General features: G+C 47.2%; 19 protein-coding genes. 9 read left to right on the plus strand and 10 right to left on the minus strand.

What is annotated here, in order from left to right; genetic code table 11:
• Window positions 1–9: 9 nt before the first annotated feature.
• Window positions 10–264: an HP1242/YdcH family protein gene (locus tag EZMO1_RS16960; RefSeq protein WP_034876914.1), complete on the minus strand. Its 255-nt coding sequence runs from the start codon at window positions 262–264 to the stop codon at window positions 10–12.
• Between the two features lie 124 nt (window positions 265–388).
• Here EZMO1_RS16960 and smrA point away from each other — a divergent pair, with 124 nt between their 5' ends.
• The 3 genes from smrA to EZMO1_RS26295 all read left to right on the plus strand — a co-directional run bounded on the left by smrA (window position 389) and on the right by EZMO1_RS26295 (window position 2421).
• Window positions 389–967: a DNA endonuclease SmrA gene (gene smrA, locus EZMO1_RS16965; protein ID WP_034876912.1), complete on the plus strand. Its 579-nt coding sequence runs from the start codon at window positions 389–391 to the stop codon at window positions 965–967.
• Between the two features lie 28 nt (window positions 968–995).
• Window positions 996–1718, plus strand: coding sequence for a LysE family translocator (locus EZMO1_RS16970; RefSeq protein WP_244886706.1), 723 nt, complete (start codon window positions 996–998; stop codon window positions 1716–1718).
• Between the two features lie 325 nt (window positions 1719–2043).
• Window positions 2044–2421, plus strand: coding sequence for a hypothetical protein (locus tag EZMO1_RS26295; RefSeq protein WP_145912639.1), 378 nt, complete (start codon window positions 2044–2046; stop codon window positions 2419–2421).
• An 86-nt stretch (window positions 2422–2507) separates the two neighbouring features.
• Here the strand turns inward: EZMO1_RS26295 and EZMO1_RS16975 are convergent, their stop codons facing one another.
• A complete protein-coding gene (locus EZMO1_RS16975) occupies window positions 2508–2999 on the minus strand; it encodes a hypothetical protein (RefSeq protein WP_051790090.1) in 492 nt (163 codons plus the stop codon).
• Window positions 3000–3305: 306 nt separating this feature from the next.
• Here EZMO1_RS16975 and EZMO1_RS16980 point away from each other — a divergent pair, with 306 nt between their 5' ends.
• Window positions 3306–3572: a hypothetical protein gene (locus EZMO1_RS16980; RefSeq protein WP_034876910.1), complete on the plus strand. Its 267-nt coding sequence runs from the start codon at window positions 3306–3308 to the stop codon at window positions 3570–3572.
• Window positions 3569–4612 (plus strand): hypothetical protein, encoded by a 1044-nt coding sequence (locus tag EZMO1_RS16985; RefSeq protein ID WP_051790088.1) that lies wholly within the window; start codon window positions 3569–3571, stop codon window positions 4610–4612. The genes EZMO1_RS16980 and EZMO1_RS16985 overlap by 4 nt, the downstream gene beginning before the upstream one ends.
• Window positions 4613–4619: 7 nt before the next feature.
• Here EZMO1_RS16985 and EZMO1_RS16990 read toward each other — a convergent pair whose 3' ends face one another.
• Entirely contained in the window at window positions 4620–5471 is an 852-nt protein-coding gene (locus tag EZMO1_RS16990) for a hypothetical protein (protein WP_051790086.1), read from the minus strand.
• Between the two features lie 145 nt (window positions 5472–5616).
• Here EZMO1_RS16990 and EZMO1_RS28245 point away from each other — a divergent pair, with 145 nt between their 5' ends.
• Window positions 5617–5916 carry an N-acetyltransferase gene (locus tag EZMO1_RS28245; protein ID WP_413783213.1) on the plus strand — a complete coding sequence of 100 codons (300 nt, stop codon included), beginning with the start codon at window positions 5617–5619 and terminating at the stop codon, window positions 5914–5916.
• A gap of 111 nt (window positions 5917–6027) precedes the next feature.
• Here the strand turns inward: EZMO1_RS28245 and rplT are convergent, their stop codons facing one another.
• The 5 genes from rplT to EZMO1_RS17020 all read right to left on the minus strand — a co-directional run bounded on the left by rplT (window position 6028) and on the right by EZMO1_RS17020 (window position 10545).
• Window positions 6028–6384, minus strand: coding sequence for a 50S ribosomal protein L20 (gene rplT / locus EZMO1_RS17000; protein ID WP_034876906.1), 357 nt, complete (start codon window positions 6382–6384; stop codon window positions 6028–6030).
• A gap of 39 nt (window positions 6385–6423) precedes the next feature.
• Window positions 6424–6615: a 50S ribosomal protein L35 gene (gene rpmI / locus EZMO1_RS17005; protein WP_034876904.1), complete on the minus strand. Its 192-nt coding sequence runs from the start codon at window positions 6613–6615 to the stop codon at window positions 6424–6426.
• 234 nt (window positions 6616–6849) lie between these two features.
• Window positions 6850–7419 carry a translation initiation factor IF-3 gene (gene infC, locus EZMO1_RS17010; protein ID WP_456077457.1) on the minus strand — a complete coding sequence of 190 codons (570 nt, stop codon included), beginning with the start codon at window positions 7417–7419 and terminating at the stop codon, window positions 6850–6852.
• Window positions 7420–7481: 62 nt separating this feature from the next.
• A complete protein-coding gene (thrS, locus tag EZMO1_RS17015; protein ID WP_034876902.1) occupies window positions 7482–9404 on the minus strand; it encodes a threonine--tRNA ligase in 1923 nt (640 codons plus the stop codon).
• A 433-nt stretch (window positions 9405–9837) separates the two neighbouring features.
• Complete coding sequence (locus tag EZMO1_RS17020; protein WP_034876900.1) at window positions 9838–10545, minus strand: GNAT family N-acetyltransferase; 708 nt, start codon at window positions 10543–10545, stop codon at window positions 9838–9840.
• Between the two features lie 190 nt (window positions 10546–10735).
• On the opposite strand from EZMO1_RS17020, the gene EZMO1_RS17025 reads away from it, so the two are divergent.
• Window positions 10736–11413, plus strand: coding sequence for a type 1 glutamine amidotransferase domain-containing protein (locus EZMO1_RS17025; RefSeq protein ID WP_034876898.1), 678 nt, complete (start codon window positions 10736–10738; stop codon window positions 11411–11413).
• 95 nt (window positions 11414–11508) lie between these two features.
• On the opposite strand, the gene EZMO1_RS27835 is transcribed toward EZMO1_RS17025, so the two are convergent.
• Entirely contained in the window at window positions 11509–11631 is a 123-nt protein-coding gene (locus EZMO1_RS27835) for a hypothetical protein (RefSeq protein ID WP_269077879.1), read from the minus strand.
• A gap of 47 nt (window positions 11632–11678) precedes the next feature.
• Between EZMO1_RS27835 and EZMO1_RS27400 the strand changes: the two genes are divergently transcribed.
• Window positions 11679–11951 carry a hypothetical protein gene (locus EZMO1_RS27400; protein ID WP_160174141.1) on the plus strand — a complete coding sequence of 91 codons (273 nt, stop codon included), beginning with the start codon at window positions 11679–11681 and terminating at the stop codon, window positions 11949–11951.
• A complete protein-coding gene (locus EZMO1_RS17030) occupies window positions 11845–12885 on the plus strand; it encodes an ISAzo13 family transposase (protein ID WP_236632031.1) in 1041 nt (346 codons plus the stop codon). Before EZMO1_RS27400 ends, EZMO1_RS17030 begins: the two co-directional genes overlap by 107 nt.
• A 334-nt stretch (window positions 12886–13219) precedes the next feature.
• On the opposite strand, the gene EZMO1_RS17035 is transcribed toward EZMO1_RS17030, so the two are convergent.
• Window positions 13220–13633 (minus strand): hypothetical protein, encoded by a 414-nt coding sequence (locus tag EZMO1_RS17035; protein WP_034876896.1) that lies wholly within the window; start codon window positions 13631–13633, stop codon window positions 13220–13222.
• Window positions 13634–13648: the final 15 nt, after the last annotated feature.

Raw genomic sequence — 13648 nt, forward strand, 5'->3', positions numbered from 1 at the left:
AGGGTAAGTTTAGCTACCTATCTCATCCCACTCTTTCAATCTCTGGTAAAGCACATCCTTCAGGTGTACACGTTGTGTTTTCAAGCCGACAAAATACTCGTCACTGGTGGGTATATCACGCATTTCCAAACCTCTGACTCGATGATCCAGTTCTGCATACACCTTACTCAAACGCTGAAACTCGGGATCGCTCTGCTTCAACATGGAAACACGATCCTGCATCAGGTCAAAATCGTCTGTCAGGTTGTGCTTGGTTCTGAGCATTGCCTGCCCTCCTGTTGAGTACAGGAAAAGTCTAGTACAACATTAATATCCTTCACTTTATAGATTGTTTGCTTCGATATTGCGCTTTGGTATGCTTGGCTAAACTCTGCTTTTACCGAACACCATGAGTCTCGAAGATCACGATCTGTTCCTGCAGGAAATGCAGGACGTTACACCCATCAAAAAATCAGCCACCGCTGACATTAAAAAAGCAAACCGGGAAACACCCGGTCAGCAGCAACGTCGTCATGCTGCCCAACAGGAATTGTCAGACCCCAACTTTTTGTCTCTGGATAATCCAAGGTGGGTGAAACCTCACGACCATTTGGAGTACAAAAAGTCTGGCGTTCAGGAAGGTGTTTTCAAAAAGCTCAGGCTGGCCAAGTACGAGAACGAAGCTCGCCTTGACCTTTACCAGCACACAGTTAAAGAAGCACGGGCTGCCATTTTTCAGTTTATTAACGACTGCACAGAACATGAACTGCGTAACGTGCTGATTGTGCATGGCCGGGGTCACAACAGCTCACCTCCGGCCAAAATGAAGAGTTACGTCAATACCTGGCTACGGGAATTTGATCAGGTACTGTCATTTCACACAGCCCAGCGGGAGCATGGAGGCTCTGGTGCTGTGTATGTTTCATTGCGTAAAAGTGAGCGTAAAAAACTGGAAAACCGTGAACGACACGCTAAAAGACAAAACTGATTAGCAAAACGCTTTTAAATATCCAGCCATGCGTCTGTATGGCTTTTTAACACCCTCTGCCATTCTCAGTATGCACTATACTAGTGCAATCAAATTGCCCTACTCGCATAATCAACTCGAAAGAAATGGAGTGATGGTGGATAACTATCTGGCTGTTCTGCTGTTTTCTTTTACAACAATGATTACTCCCGGCCCCAACAACATCATGATCATGAGTTCAGGTCTGAATTATGGTGTCAGGAAAAGCATGCCGCACTATCTGGGAATCTGCCTTGGCTTTCCAGCAATGGTCGTGGCAGTAGGTCTCGGCTTTGACGCTCTTTTCCAGGAGTTCCCGTTTCTACACGAAGTGATCAAGGTCGCAGGTGTACTTTACCTTCTCTACCTTGCCTACCATGTGGCCATGGCACCTGTGAGCAATATTGGTGTGGTCAGGCGCAATCCGTTGACATTTCTACAAGCTGCCGTTTTTCAATGGGTCAACCCAAAAGCATGGATCATGGCGACCGGGGCCGTTGCTGCCTACACCACCATTGATAGCGACATGTTTTTGCAGGTCGTTTATATCACCTTTGCCTTTTTTCTGGCTACTTTCCCCTGTATTGCGATCTGGCTTTTTCTTGGTACTCACCTTAAAAAGCTATTAAGAAATGAAACGCACCAAAGACTGTTTAATGTTACCATGGCGATCCTGCTCGTTCTCTCGGTCATACCCGTTATTATTGAACTGGCTTCAGATTACCTTGCGTGATAATGATTCCCTTACAATATTCAGATTGCTACCAGCATCTCAGCCTGGTAGCTATTTATCTTTCTCATTTTTATTAAAGAGTAATTCAAGAAAACGACTGCAAAGAAAACCTTTCATAGGTTCTAAGGCGGTGGAAAAATAGCATTGAAAAAATTTAACCAAAGGAGCCAACAAAACGACAAAGTTGATCTAAAATCCCTTATCTGTTTAAAAGACTTTATAAGACTGACAGCTGATAAAAAAGCGATGTCTCTGTTTTATTCTGCTATTTTTATTTACACCTGTTTTCGCACAAACATCTAACAATGCAAGCTACTTCGAAACAGTGACGCTATCTTCAGGAGGCAATCCACCCGACCCTGGCAAAAACAATCCTTTTGCCAACAAAGCACCTCCAGCATCACCTTTATTCCCCCTAATTCTTCCAGTATTTAAACCTGTAAACAGTCGCTTCGATCACAACATCATTTTACGACCGATCCTAACCTGTGACGCCCGGTTTATTTTAGAATCACATAATAACGAGGTATCAAAACATTACTTTGGCTTCCCTGAAGGTGTTTCCAGAGAGGATGTTTTCTCTGTGATGACACGAAACTACTTCCCATCACCAAAAGTCTTATCGACCTATGTAGCTGTTGTAGATAGCGAGATTGCCAGCAATTCCCACAATGCCGACAAAAGATTCGTTATTAAAAACTGATAATATTGGCCGCAGCGTCGTCCTTCAGCAATACAGCTGATTTATTGGTCAAAGCAAATACACTGAAAAACCATTGGCAAACTCTTTTATGCTGTATCCGGAAACAAACTTCGAATGCTGATCATCTTTCTTATCTGCTGCTCTTCTGGTTTTACCCGTTTGCCTTTTTTCTTCGGCTCCGGAGCTCCCAGCAAAACCAGGCTTTTCATAAAAAGCACCCAGGAACTAATGACAAAAATCTCAAAGAAATTTCGTTGTATTTCCCAAAGTCTTTTCTTCCGCTTGTTGGCTTGTAGCGCCTTATTAAAAAGCGGGTCTGCAAGCTCTACTATTTGATCAATAAAAAAGGCAAGAAACATCAGGCAGGCAAAATTGCTTGATAGATTTTCCTCACCATGACCGTAGTTGTGTTCAAGGCTGTAGCCAAGGTTTTTCAGTGTATTGAACGTTTCGTTCTCAATAGACCACTTCGCACGTCCGGCTCGCATGACTTTCATGCAGTACAGATAGTTATGAAGGGTCAGGCTGGTTACCCAGCTGTTTTGGTAGATCAGGTTATCTTCAGAGTCGAACTCCATATATTCAAGAGAATTGACGATTAAATCCGGATGGGACTTATTAAGCGGAACACCATTCACATAGCGGAACCAGTGTCGATAGGGTGCAATTAAAAGTGTTCCGAGAATGCTGAAATCATGATTTTTCGGAATTTTGTTCCGAGCATTTCTGCAGGGTTAGGGCTTTAAAAAATGGAAAACCTAACATGTCAGGAACACTTTTAATTGCACCCGTGTCGATAGGGTGCAATTAAAAGTGTTCCCGCTCAGCAATCTCCCAGAATTTGATCATAATATAATGAGTCCACTTTTCCTCCGATACTACCTATGTCTACTTCCAAAACCCTTGCTGAAAAACTTGCGGCTCACCCTGAACTGGAAAATAGAGTATCTGAATTGATCAATCTGGTAGAAGCCGAGTCCGGGTATCTTGACCGGGCTGATGAAGCAGAAGAAGCTGTCATTGAGAACCTCAAAGAACTCGGGAATGAGCTTTTAACCGACTGGGGCTCTTGTAAAGAGAAGCAAAGATTTGATGAAGCTCATGCTCTTCACCCAGAATCAAAAGCTAAAAAAAAGACATTCACTGGATGACCACTTATGGCAAAGTCAGCCTATGTGAGCGGTGCCTGACTGTTGCAGGCCATCGTGTCCGGCCTTTTTCCGAGAACGCGCATATTCACTGTCGTGACTACTCTCAACCGCTACAACGACGTTTAGTTGATTTTGCATCAGACAGTTCCTTCGAAACAGCCTCACAGAAATTGGAAGAACATTATGGTGTTGTCGTACCCGAGTCATCTGTTCGAGCCATTACTTTGGGTCATGCCCGTTGCATGAGTGAGCAATCAAAAGCTTCCCTACAAAATCGTCAGGAATGTGTGGGGGATGGCAAACAACTGATCGGTGAGATGGACGGCAGTATGATTCCTGTGGTTCTTTTTGACGAGAAGGCTGAGGGCGACAAACGTAAGACCAGAAAAGTTGACTGGCAAGAAGCCAAACTTTGCCTGGTCTATGAGCAAGGGAGTTGTAATAAACGGCATCGTGTCATCATGGGAGAGCCTGACGAAGCCGGCGATCAATGGTTAAGTTGTGCTATTGAACAGGGCTTGAACCGGCAGTCGTCGATTCATTGCGTGAGCGATGGGGCAAAATGGATTGCCAGTCAGGCAGATCGGGTGTTTGCGTCTCAGGGGCATTTCCTGGTGGATTACTATCACCTTTGCGAATACATCGCAGACGCTGCCAAAGAGTGCGTTGGTAAAGATGAAAAAGCCTGCCAAAAATGGACTGATAAACAAAAAACAAGAATGAAAACAGGCTGCTCAGAGAAAGTTCTGGCAGAGCTTGAGCCTCATAGCAACGGCAAGTCAGGGAAGGAAGCCAATAAGTCGGAAGAGTGCCATCGCTACATCAGGAATCGTCCCGGGCAATTTGATTACCAAGCGGCAGAAGCTGCCAACCTGCCTATTGGTTCGGGTGAAATAGAGAGCTCCAATCGTTCTGTTGTCCAAACCCGGCTGAAACTTCCCGGAGCATGGTGGAAGCCAGAGTATGCACACGACATGTTGAACCTCAGAACTTTAAGAGCTAATGGTGACTGGGATAAGTACTGGAAAGCTACTGGTTAGAACACTTTTAATTGCACCCGTGTCGATACCCCTTCTTGTCTGTGTAAGTGAAACGTTGTACTTTTCCCTGTTTATCCAGGTCATCAAGCACTTCAACCAGAGCTTCGTGGTCACTGGGTTTAGCAACAGCAATGAAGTGATAGCCGTGCGACAGAACCTTTTTGAGCGTAGGCCCTTTGGAATAAAGATCGTCAAAGTTAAGGATTAGTTTCAGGTGACAATGCTCTCTTCTCAAATCCTGAAGAATACGCTCAAGCGCCCGGACTTCACAGTCATTTTTTGATGCATCAACTTGCTGTGTGATAGGTTCGGGCATGAGTGGCAGAACCGTTTTAACGCCTGGTTTGACCAGGCAAATAGCGGACAACTGGTGATAGTAGATGGTTGCTTTCTTCGGGTCATCCGCATTTTTGGTACAGCAGTTCTGGCAGTGGATTTTGTTGGAAGTGAATGTCTGGGTAGCATCAACCGGGGCCAGGTATCCTTCCTTGAAATATTGATAGTGCTTCAGCCAGCGATGCCTTTGGCAATAGGCAAAGCAAGCAGTAAAAAATGAGCGAAAATGTTCTGTCGGGATTCGGTCAATCACAGCTCTGAGGTAACTATCACAGGGGATGTGCTCAACGTGGTACAAATCCCTCGCATTGCTCTGGACAGTGGGTTGCTGTCGCTTATCATCACTGCTGAGTAGTGATGAATGCTTGAGGTGAAAAACCGCCAGCGCATACATGATGATATCTGCAAGAGTGATGTCACCTGTACGGCCATTCGATGAGCGCGGGTCTGGAATCTCTTGAGCTTTTTCAAAAACAAGATCCAGAAGCTGCTGTGTAACAGAGCGATTCAGGGAAGCAGGCATGGCTAAATCAACTGTTGAACTAAGAGCAAGTTTAGGCTGCGATTGTGAAATTAGCATCCCGGCACTGAAGCCTTGGTAAGCAAGGCTTTGTAACTATGATGGGAATTGCTGCGAGATTGCAGGTCTGGTAGGAATAGACTTTCATATGGGTTTTCCACAATTTTTTATTGTCATTCACCCTAATCATCGAAACCATGGATATGGCAGATTGCTTATCCATTTTATAAAACTCTACGCACGTCTTTTTGATCTCCCTTTTCTGATTGCCCGTGTCGTTCATGGTAATGAACCAATGCAACATATCCTTCCCAGAGAAAACTTTATCAGAATAGGACTAAAGCTCGAAATAAACCGGGGATGGGTAGTCTGGTATTTATGGCAACCCCACTCCTTTCCAGAAAGACAGCAAACCCAGTTCCAACTCTCTTTTTTCCCGTTTCAGTGAAAGGCCGAGCAACAAAGGCAAAACAGATCACTTTTAGTCTCGTTGATCAGTCAAAAAAAAACGGGGTTATGGCAAAACCATAACCCCGTTTTTAAAGCAGTTTGAAAAAACTTAAGCCAGAGCAGCTTTAGCCTTTTCAACCAGCTGACCGAAAACGGTCTTGTCGTGCACAGCGATGTCAGCCAGAACCTTACGGTCGATTTCGATCGCAGCCTTCTTCAGACCAGCGATGAAACGGCTGTAGGACAGACCGTTCATACGCGCACCGGCGTTGATACGGGCAATCCACAGAGCGCGGAACTGACGCTTGCGCTGACGACGGTCGCGGTAAGCGTACTGACCGGCTTTGGTAACAGCCTGTTTAGCTACGCGGAAGATGCGAGAACGCGCTCCGTAGTAACCTTTAGCCTGCTTCAGAACCTTCTTGTGACGACGGCGTGCAACGACGCCACGTTTTACACGTGCCATGAGCTATATCTCCGAATAAAATGATCTAAAAAGCGATGATTAGTCGCGCAGCATACGCTTAACGAGACCAGTGTCTGCAGGAGATACCATGGAGGTACCACGCAGCTGACGCTTACGCTTGGTAGTCATCTTGGTCAGGATGTGGCTCTTGAAAGCGCTCTTGCGCTTGTAACCGGAAGCAGTTTTCTTGAAACGCTTCGCGGCACCACTGTTAGTTTTCATTTTTGGCATGAAAAAGCACTCCGCATTCGCGATCACTCATCTCAGTCCTCCCGAAAAACTCGAAGAGAAAAGGACGTCCGTTTCAGGACTTGCTATCCACATGGACAAGCACATGGACAAAAGAGTGTCGGGATAGTTAAAAAACAAAGCCACTAATCACTCACTCATAAAGCACCCTAAGGCGTTTCATGAGCATAAAAAACCAGTCACATCGCAGGGAAGTGACTGGTTTTCAGCGTTTAATCACTTCTTCTTTTTCGGGGCAATCACCATGATCAGCTGACGGCCTTCCATTTTAGGACGCTGTTCTACGGTTCCGAGCTCTTCCAGGTCTTTTTCAACCCGGCGCATCAGATCCATACCCAGCTCCTGGTGAGCCATCTCACGACCACGAAAACGAAGGGAAACCTTCGCTTTGTTGCCCTCAGTCAGGAAACGTACCAGGTTGCGCAGTTTTACCTGGTAATCCCCATCTTCAGTACCCGGGCGAAACTTAACTTCTTTCACCTGAGTTTGAACCTGTTTCTTCTTGGCTGCTGCCTTCTGCTTCTTCAACTCGTACTGGTGTTTACCATAGTCGAGGATTTTACAGACGGGAGGCTCGCTGTTGGCATTGATTTCAACCAAGTCCAGCCCCGCTTCCCGGGCCCTAGCCAATGCGTCGTTCAGTTCAACAACGCCTACCTGCTCTCCATCGGCTCCGATGAGGCGGACTTCTCTGGCACGGATATTTTCGTTGATCGGCGCTTTTTGTGGACGACGATCCCGGAAGCTGTTGCGTCTGATAGGTGTATCTCCTGTAAAGGCAGCCAAGAGCGCATCCGGTCTGATGCATGACATCTGAAAATAGGCATCAAACCGGATTTTAGTGTCGATTACGCAGTACGGCCACGCTTGTTAACGTCCGCTGCCAGCAGCTCGACAAATGCCTCGACAGGCATTGTACCCAGGTCTTCCCCTGTACGTGTACGAACGGCAACGGTTTTGTTTTCCATTTCCTTATCTCCAATCACAATGAGATAAGGCACCTTGTTCAAGGTGTGCTCGCGAATTTTAAAGCCGATCTTCTCATTTCTCAAGTCCGCTTTTACCCGATAGCCTTTTTCGGTTAATAACGTCTCGAGTTCAGAAGCATACTCAGCCTGACGATCCGTGATGTTGAGAATAGCCACTTGCTTCGGTGCAAGCCACGCAGGCATTGCTCCTTCGAAGTGCTCAATCAGGATACCAATAAATCGCTCGAAGGAACCCAGTGTAGCACGATGCAACATGACCGGTGTTTTACGTTCACCGTTTTCGTCCACATATTCCGCACCCAGACGACCCGGCATGGAGAAGTCCACCTGCATGGTGCCACATTGCCACACACGGCCAATGCAGTCTTTCAGGGAAAATTCGATCTTAGGTCCGTAGAAAGCGCCTTCGCCCGGCAGTTCTTCCCATGGCAGACCTTTGGCATCCAGAGCTTCTGCCAGAGCTTTCTCGGCCTTGTCCCAGATTTCGTCGGAACCTACGCGCTTTTCAGGGCGGGTAGACAGTTTGTACAACATATTTTCAGCAGTGAAGCCAAAGTCGGCATAAACTTCATGCAGCATGTCGATGAAGTCACACACTTCCTGCTGAATCTGGTCTTCGGTCACAAAAATGTGCGCATCGTCCTGAACAAACCCGCGTACACGCATAATGCCATGCAGCGCACCGGAGGCTTCATTACGGTGACAGGAACCGAACTCTGCCAGACGCAGCGGCAGATCACGGTAACTCTTCAGACCCTGATTGAACACCTGAACGTGGCAAGGGCAGTTCATCGGCTTGATGGCCATGTCTTTGCTTTCAGAGTTCGTGGTGAACATGTCATCGCTGTACTTATCCCAGTGACCGGACTTCTCCCACAGGGAACGGTCTACCATCAGCGGTGTTTTGATCTCCTGATAACCCCAGGCGATCTGCTTCTTGCGCATATACTGCTCAAGTTCCTGATAGATAGCCCAGCCATTCGGATGCCAGAACACCATACCCGGCGCTTCTTCCTGCATGTGGAACAGATCCAGACGCTTGCCGATCTTGCGGTGATCACGCTTTTCTGCTTCTTCCAGACGCTTCAGGTACGCTTTCAGGGCTTTTTTGTCTTCCCAGGCTGTACCGTAAATGCGGGTCAGCATTTCGTTGCTGGAATCACCACGCCAGTAAGCACCAGCGACACGCATCAGTTTGAAGGCTTTCAGCTTGCCGGTAGACGGCACGTGAGGACCTCGACACAGGTCCATCCATTCGCCCTGACGGTAAACAGAGATAGTTTCGCTCTCTGGCAGATCGTTGATGATCTCGACTTTGTACTCTTCGCCCATTGCCTTGAAGGCACTGATGGCTTCGTTACGGGACATGACAACACGTTCAATGTTCATATCCTGCTTGGCCAACTCTCCCATGCGCTTTTCGATCTGTTCCAGATCGTCCATGTTGAAAGCACGTTCGTAAGAGAAGTCGTAGTAGAAACCGTTATCGATCACCGGACCAATGGTTACCTGCGCGCCCGGGAACAGATCCTGGGTCGCCATCGCCAGCAGGTGCGCGGTGGAGTGACGAATCACTTCAACACCTTCTTCGTCACGGGACGTGATAATAGACAGTTCTGAGTCTTCGCTGATCTGGGCACTGGCATCCACCAGTTCACCATTAATACGACCAGCCAGAGTGGCTTTGGCCAGGCCAGGACCGATATCCTGGGCGACTTCCATTACGGAAACGGCTTCAGCAAACTCGCGCTTGCTGCCGTCGGGAAGCGTAATAACAGGCATGGGAAAATTCCTTAAATGTTGTTCAGTTCAGTGGCAGCTCGTACCAGAAGCTGCTTGTTTTCCGTTCTTTGCAACCCATACCAGAGGCTGCGAACGCGTTTCGGGCAGCCCATACCAAGGGCTGCCCGGATAACCATCTTAGAGCAATAGAAAAAGCAATGACAGTGGCGGGTCATATCGTTGAGTTATACCAATTCCGCTTTCTAAATATGACCATGAGCAAGTCATTCTGGATTGCGGAACAAGGCGGAACAAGGCGGAACGACGAGTAATAGCGAGCTATTGCGAGGAGTTCCAACGCAGCTTCCGTGATTCAGAATGGCTGCACAATTCATAATTAGAAAGTGGAATTGGTATTAACAACGACCCTGCCGAAATAAGCGGCACATTGTGAGAACTTGCCGAACAGTTTGCAAGTGCCGGAAAGGAATTATCAGCAGCGGGCAGCCTGTAGCTTCTGAAGCTGTTGCCCTTCAGAGTTAAAGTTATCCGGATTCAACCACTGCTCAAAGGCTTTCTTCAATTCGGGCCACTCACCATCCAGCATACTGAACCAGGCGGTGTCACGGTTTCTTCCTTTGTACACCAGTGCCTGGCGAAAAATGCCTTCAAAGGTGAAACCCAGCCTCAATGCCGCCTTTCTTGAAGGTGCATTGAGTGAATCGCACTTCCATTCGTAGCGTCTGTAACCCAGCTGTTCAAAAGCGTATTTCATCATCAGATACATGGCTTCGGTAGCGGCTGCCGTTTTTTGCAGCAAGGGCGAAAAATGCAGATGACCGACTTCGATAACACCGTGCTCCGGATTAATACGCAGGTAGCTGGCAAGCCCAACCGCCTTAACGGTATCAGTAGCAACAATGGTGTAAAACACCGGGTCGTGGCTTTGGCTGATCTCTCGCAACCAGCTCATAAAGCTTTTTTCATCCGCTGCCGGTTCATGCAACAGGTAGGTCCACTCCTGTTGATCAACACTGGCATAGAGCGTTTCATACAAATCTTTTCCATGCTGGTCAACATTGACCCTTTCCAGACGGCAATAGTGCCCGTTTAAAGTCAGTGCTTCAGGCAACGATGCCATTTTCCACTGCGGCATGGGTTGACCAACAGGTTGTCCATTAAGGTTAAAGTCTTGGGTCATAACAAACCTTTCTCTGCAAACTATGTCCGGAAGAATAAATCCGAAAAAAAATTCACTAAAGAACCAGTTAGTAAAAAAGCACGGAACCACTCTGTTGACTAAACGATCAGGACGTTAGTATTGTTCAAGGCGACCTGACCACGTTAAACATCACAAATAACCATAACTTCAACCCAGTAGGGGCAAGCTGATGAACGTTCTCATTGTACTCACCTCACACGACCAGCTGGGAGAAACCGGCCATAAAACCGGCTTCTGGCTGGAAGAATTTGCCAGCCCTTATTACCTCCTGAAGGATGCCGGTGCCGATGTCACACTGGCTTCACCACTGGGCGGCCAGCCACCGCTTGATCCGAAAAGTAATGAACAGGATGTGCAAACCGAAGATACGCATCGTTTTAATAACGACCCGGAAGCCCAGTCCGAGCTGGCCAACACTAAAATACTGGCGGATATGAAAGCCGATCATTTTGATGCCGTATTTTATCCGGGGGGGCACGGACCTCTGTGGGATCTGTATCAGGATGCGCATTCCATTGCTCTGATAGAAGCTTTCGTTGCAGCAGACAAAACCGTCGCCACAGTCTGTCATGCACCGGCCGTGTTACTGAACACCAAAGACAAGAATGGTGTTCCACTGCTCAAAGGAAAAAGAGTCACTGCTTTCAGCAACTCGGAAGAAGCGGCTGTTGGGTTAACCGATGTGGTGCCTTACTCACTGGAAGATCAGCTGATTGAACAAGGCGGAATATATGAAAAAACAGAAGACTGGCATTCGCTGGCTATTGAAGATGGATTACTGATTACCGGCCAGAACCCGGCTTCTTCCGCAGCCGTTGCCAAAGCCCTGATCAGAGCGATTCAATAGCACTATCCTTCACTCACGGTAAGCCTCATAGACATAAGGCTTACCGACTGTAGTGAAAGGCTCGAACTTGCATGAACCAACCCTTTAGAGGCTGTTCACAACTCATCCAGCAGATGCAACTGTCGATTTTCCAAATGCAAACGACCACTGTAAAAGCCGTGATGCTGGTGAGCTTTAGGAATTGACCTGAAATAATATCCCTGTTTTCCTGAAGTCATGAATGCTGGATAATCCTTGCCGCTTCATCCTGTCTCTGGAAAGGATCATGAATGAATATCCTGCTGCAATAAAACGCCAGATGATTCGCCTATATACCTCACTCAACGAGCGAGACCGCCGCCGCTATGCTGCTGTTGAGGCTCAAAAGTTAGGGCATGGCGGCATTCATTATATTTCGGAACTTTTGAAATGCGATCCAAAAACGATAACTCATGGCATTCAGGAGCTGGAATCAGAAAAACCGCTTGATACCGAGCGCCAACGAAAAAAAAGGCGGAGGTCGAAAACCTCTGACTCAGATATTTCCCGAACTGGCTGACCGCCTTCTTGTGATTCTGAAAGATCACACCGCAGGCGACCCGATGCGCCAGGAGGTAAAATGGACAAATCTTTCCCGACGACAAATTGCTCAAAGGCTGAAAGAAAGCGGCACACCAGCGAACAAGAATGTTGTTTCAAAACGGCTTCACAAACTGGGATTCCGCCGTCGCAAGCCCCAGAAAAAGAGGACAATGAAGCAGCATAAAGATCGCAACGCCCAGTTTGAAAATATTGCACGATTGAAACAGCAATACCTCGAAGCGGGTAAGCCTGTTTTGAGCATTGATACGAAAAAGAAAGAGGAGTTGGGCAATTTCTACCGTGAAGGTGTAACGGATGCCACTGAACCGACAATCGTGAACGATCATGACTTTCCCAGCTACGGCAAAGGCAAGCTCATTCCTCACGGTATCTATGACCTTGGAAAAAATGAAGCATCCATACACCTGAATACCAGTCGAGATACATCAGAGCTTGCATGCGACAGCATCGAATTATGGTGGAAGGAAAAAGGCCGTTCAGATTACCCCAACGAGAACGAAATGCTCGTTTTTTGTGATTGCGGTGGCAGCAACGCGTCCAGGTCATACCTGTTCAAAGAAGATTTAGAGTCACTTGCAGACCGCCTGAAATTGAAAATTCGTATTGCTCACCTGCCATCCTACTGCTCGAAGTATAATCCGATCGAGCACCGTGTGTTTCCCCATGTGACAAGGGCCTGCCAGGGCGTGCCGTTGGAAACGGTGGAGGTTGCGAAGCATTACATAGAAAAAGCAGAAACCACCAAGGGGCTTCAAGTGGCGGTGCGCATCATGGATAAGGTTTATAAAACAGGGCGAAAATATGCAGCAGATTATAAGGAAAAGATGACTATACGGTTCGACAAATTTTTACCCAGCTGGAACTATACGGCTGTTCCAAAGGCTGGGTAAAAAAAGAATTTATTAAAGGACAGTTCCTTAGGAGTTTTTGGCTCATTCCATTCGCATCACCTTCTGAGTTTACGGGCGGCAAGCAGGTTCAGAGTTTCTTTCCATCGTGCAACGCCAGAATAGGCAGCAGAGTCAGTCTCTGGGGCAAAAAAACTCAGGTTCTGAGTAACGTCGGGCATTTGGGTTCAGAGTATGTGGCTGGGGTCCGGAGTAGATAATGTTGGGCAAAAATGCGCGAGTTCACAGTTTGGAAGGAACAGCTAACAAATGGTTCCAGTTCGTTCGCTGCGCTCACCCGACTGCCTTCGGCGGCGGCTTATGCAGGCGTTATGTGCTATTCATCAACATCAACTATTTCTGATTCAGGTCGTACCCAAGGGAAGGTAACGGGTACTCGACTGTCACTATTTGTATAGGTACAGCCATCCTTGTCACGGAAGATTTTTCCATCCAACCAATAGGCTTCCCCGTTTTCTTTGAACACGGTGCTATCCCTTTTGTTCTGGAACATACCATCACCAACGTCTACCCATTCATCATCTTCACCAGTTAGCGGCGAGATCGTCTGGAAACGAGCCAGCTTATCAAAGTGTTCGAGACAGTAAGGTGCGCTGAAACCGCTATGCCCTTGCTTCGAGAAAGTTTCCAGCAGTTCAAGTAAGCAGTCGCACATCATTTTTTGCATTTCGTCATCACCAGGCCAGCCAGCGATTTCAAATTCTTTTTTTGCGTGAGCAATTAATGACATTTTATTTTCCTTTTC

The sequence above is a fragment of the Endozoicomonas montiporae CL-33 genome, assembly GCF_001583435.1.
Taxonomy (GTDB): domain Bacteria; phylum Pseudomonadota; class Gammaproteobacteria; order Pseudomonadales; family Endozoicomonadaceae; genus Endozoicomonas_A; species Endozoicomonas_A montiporae.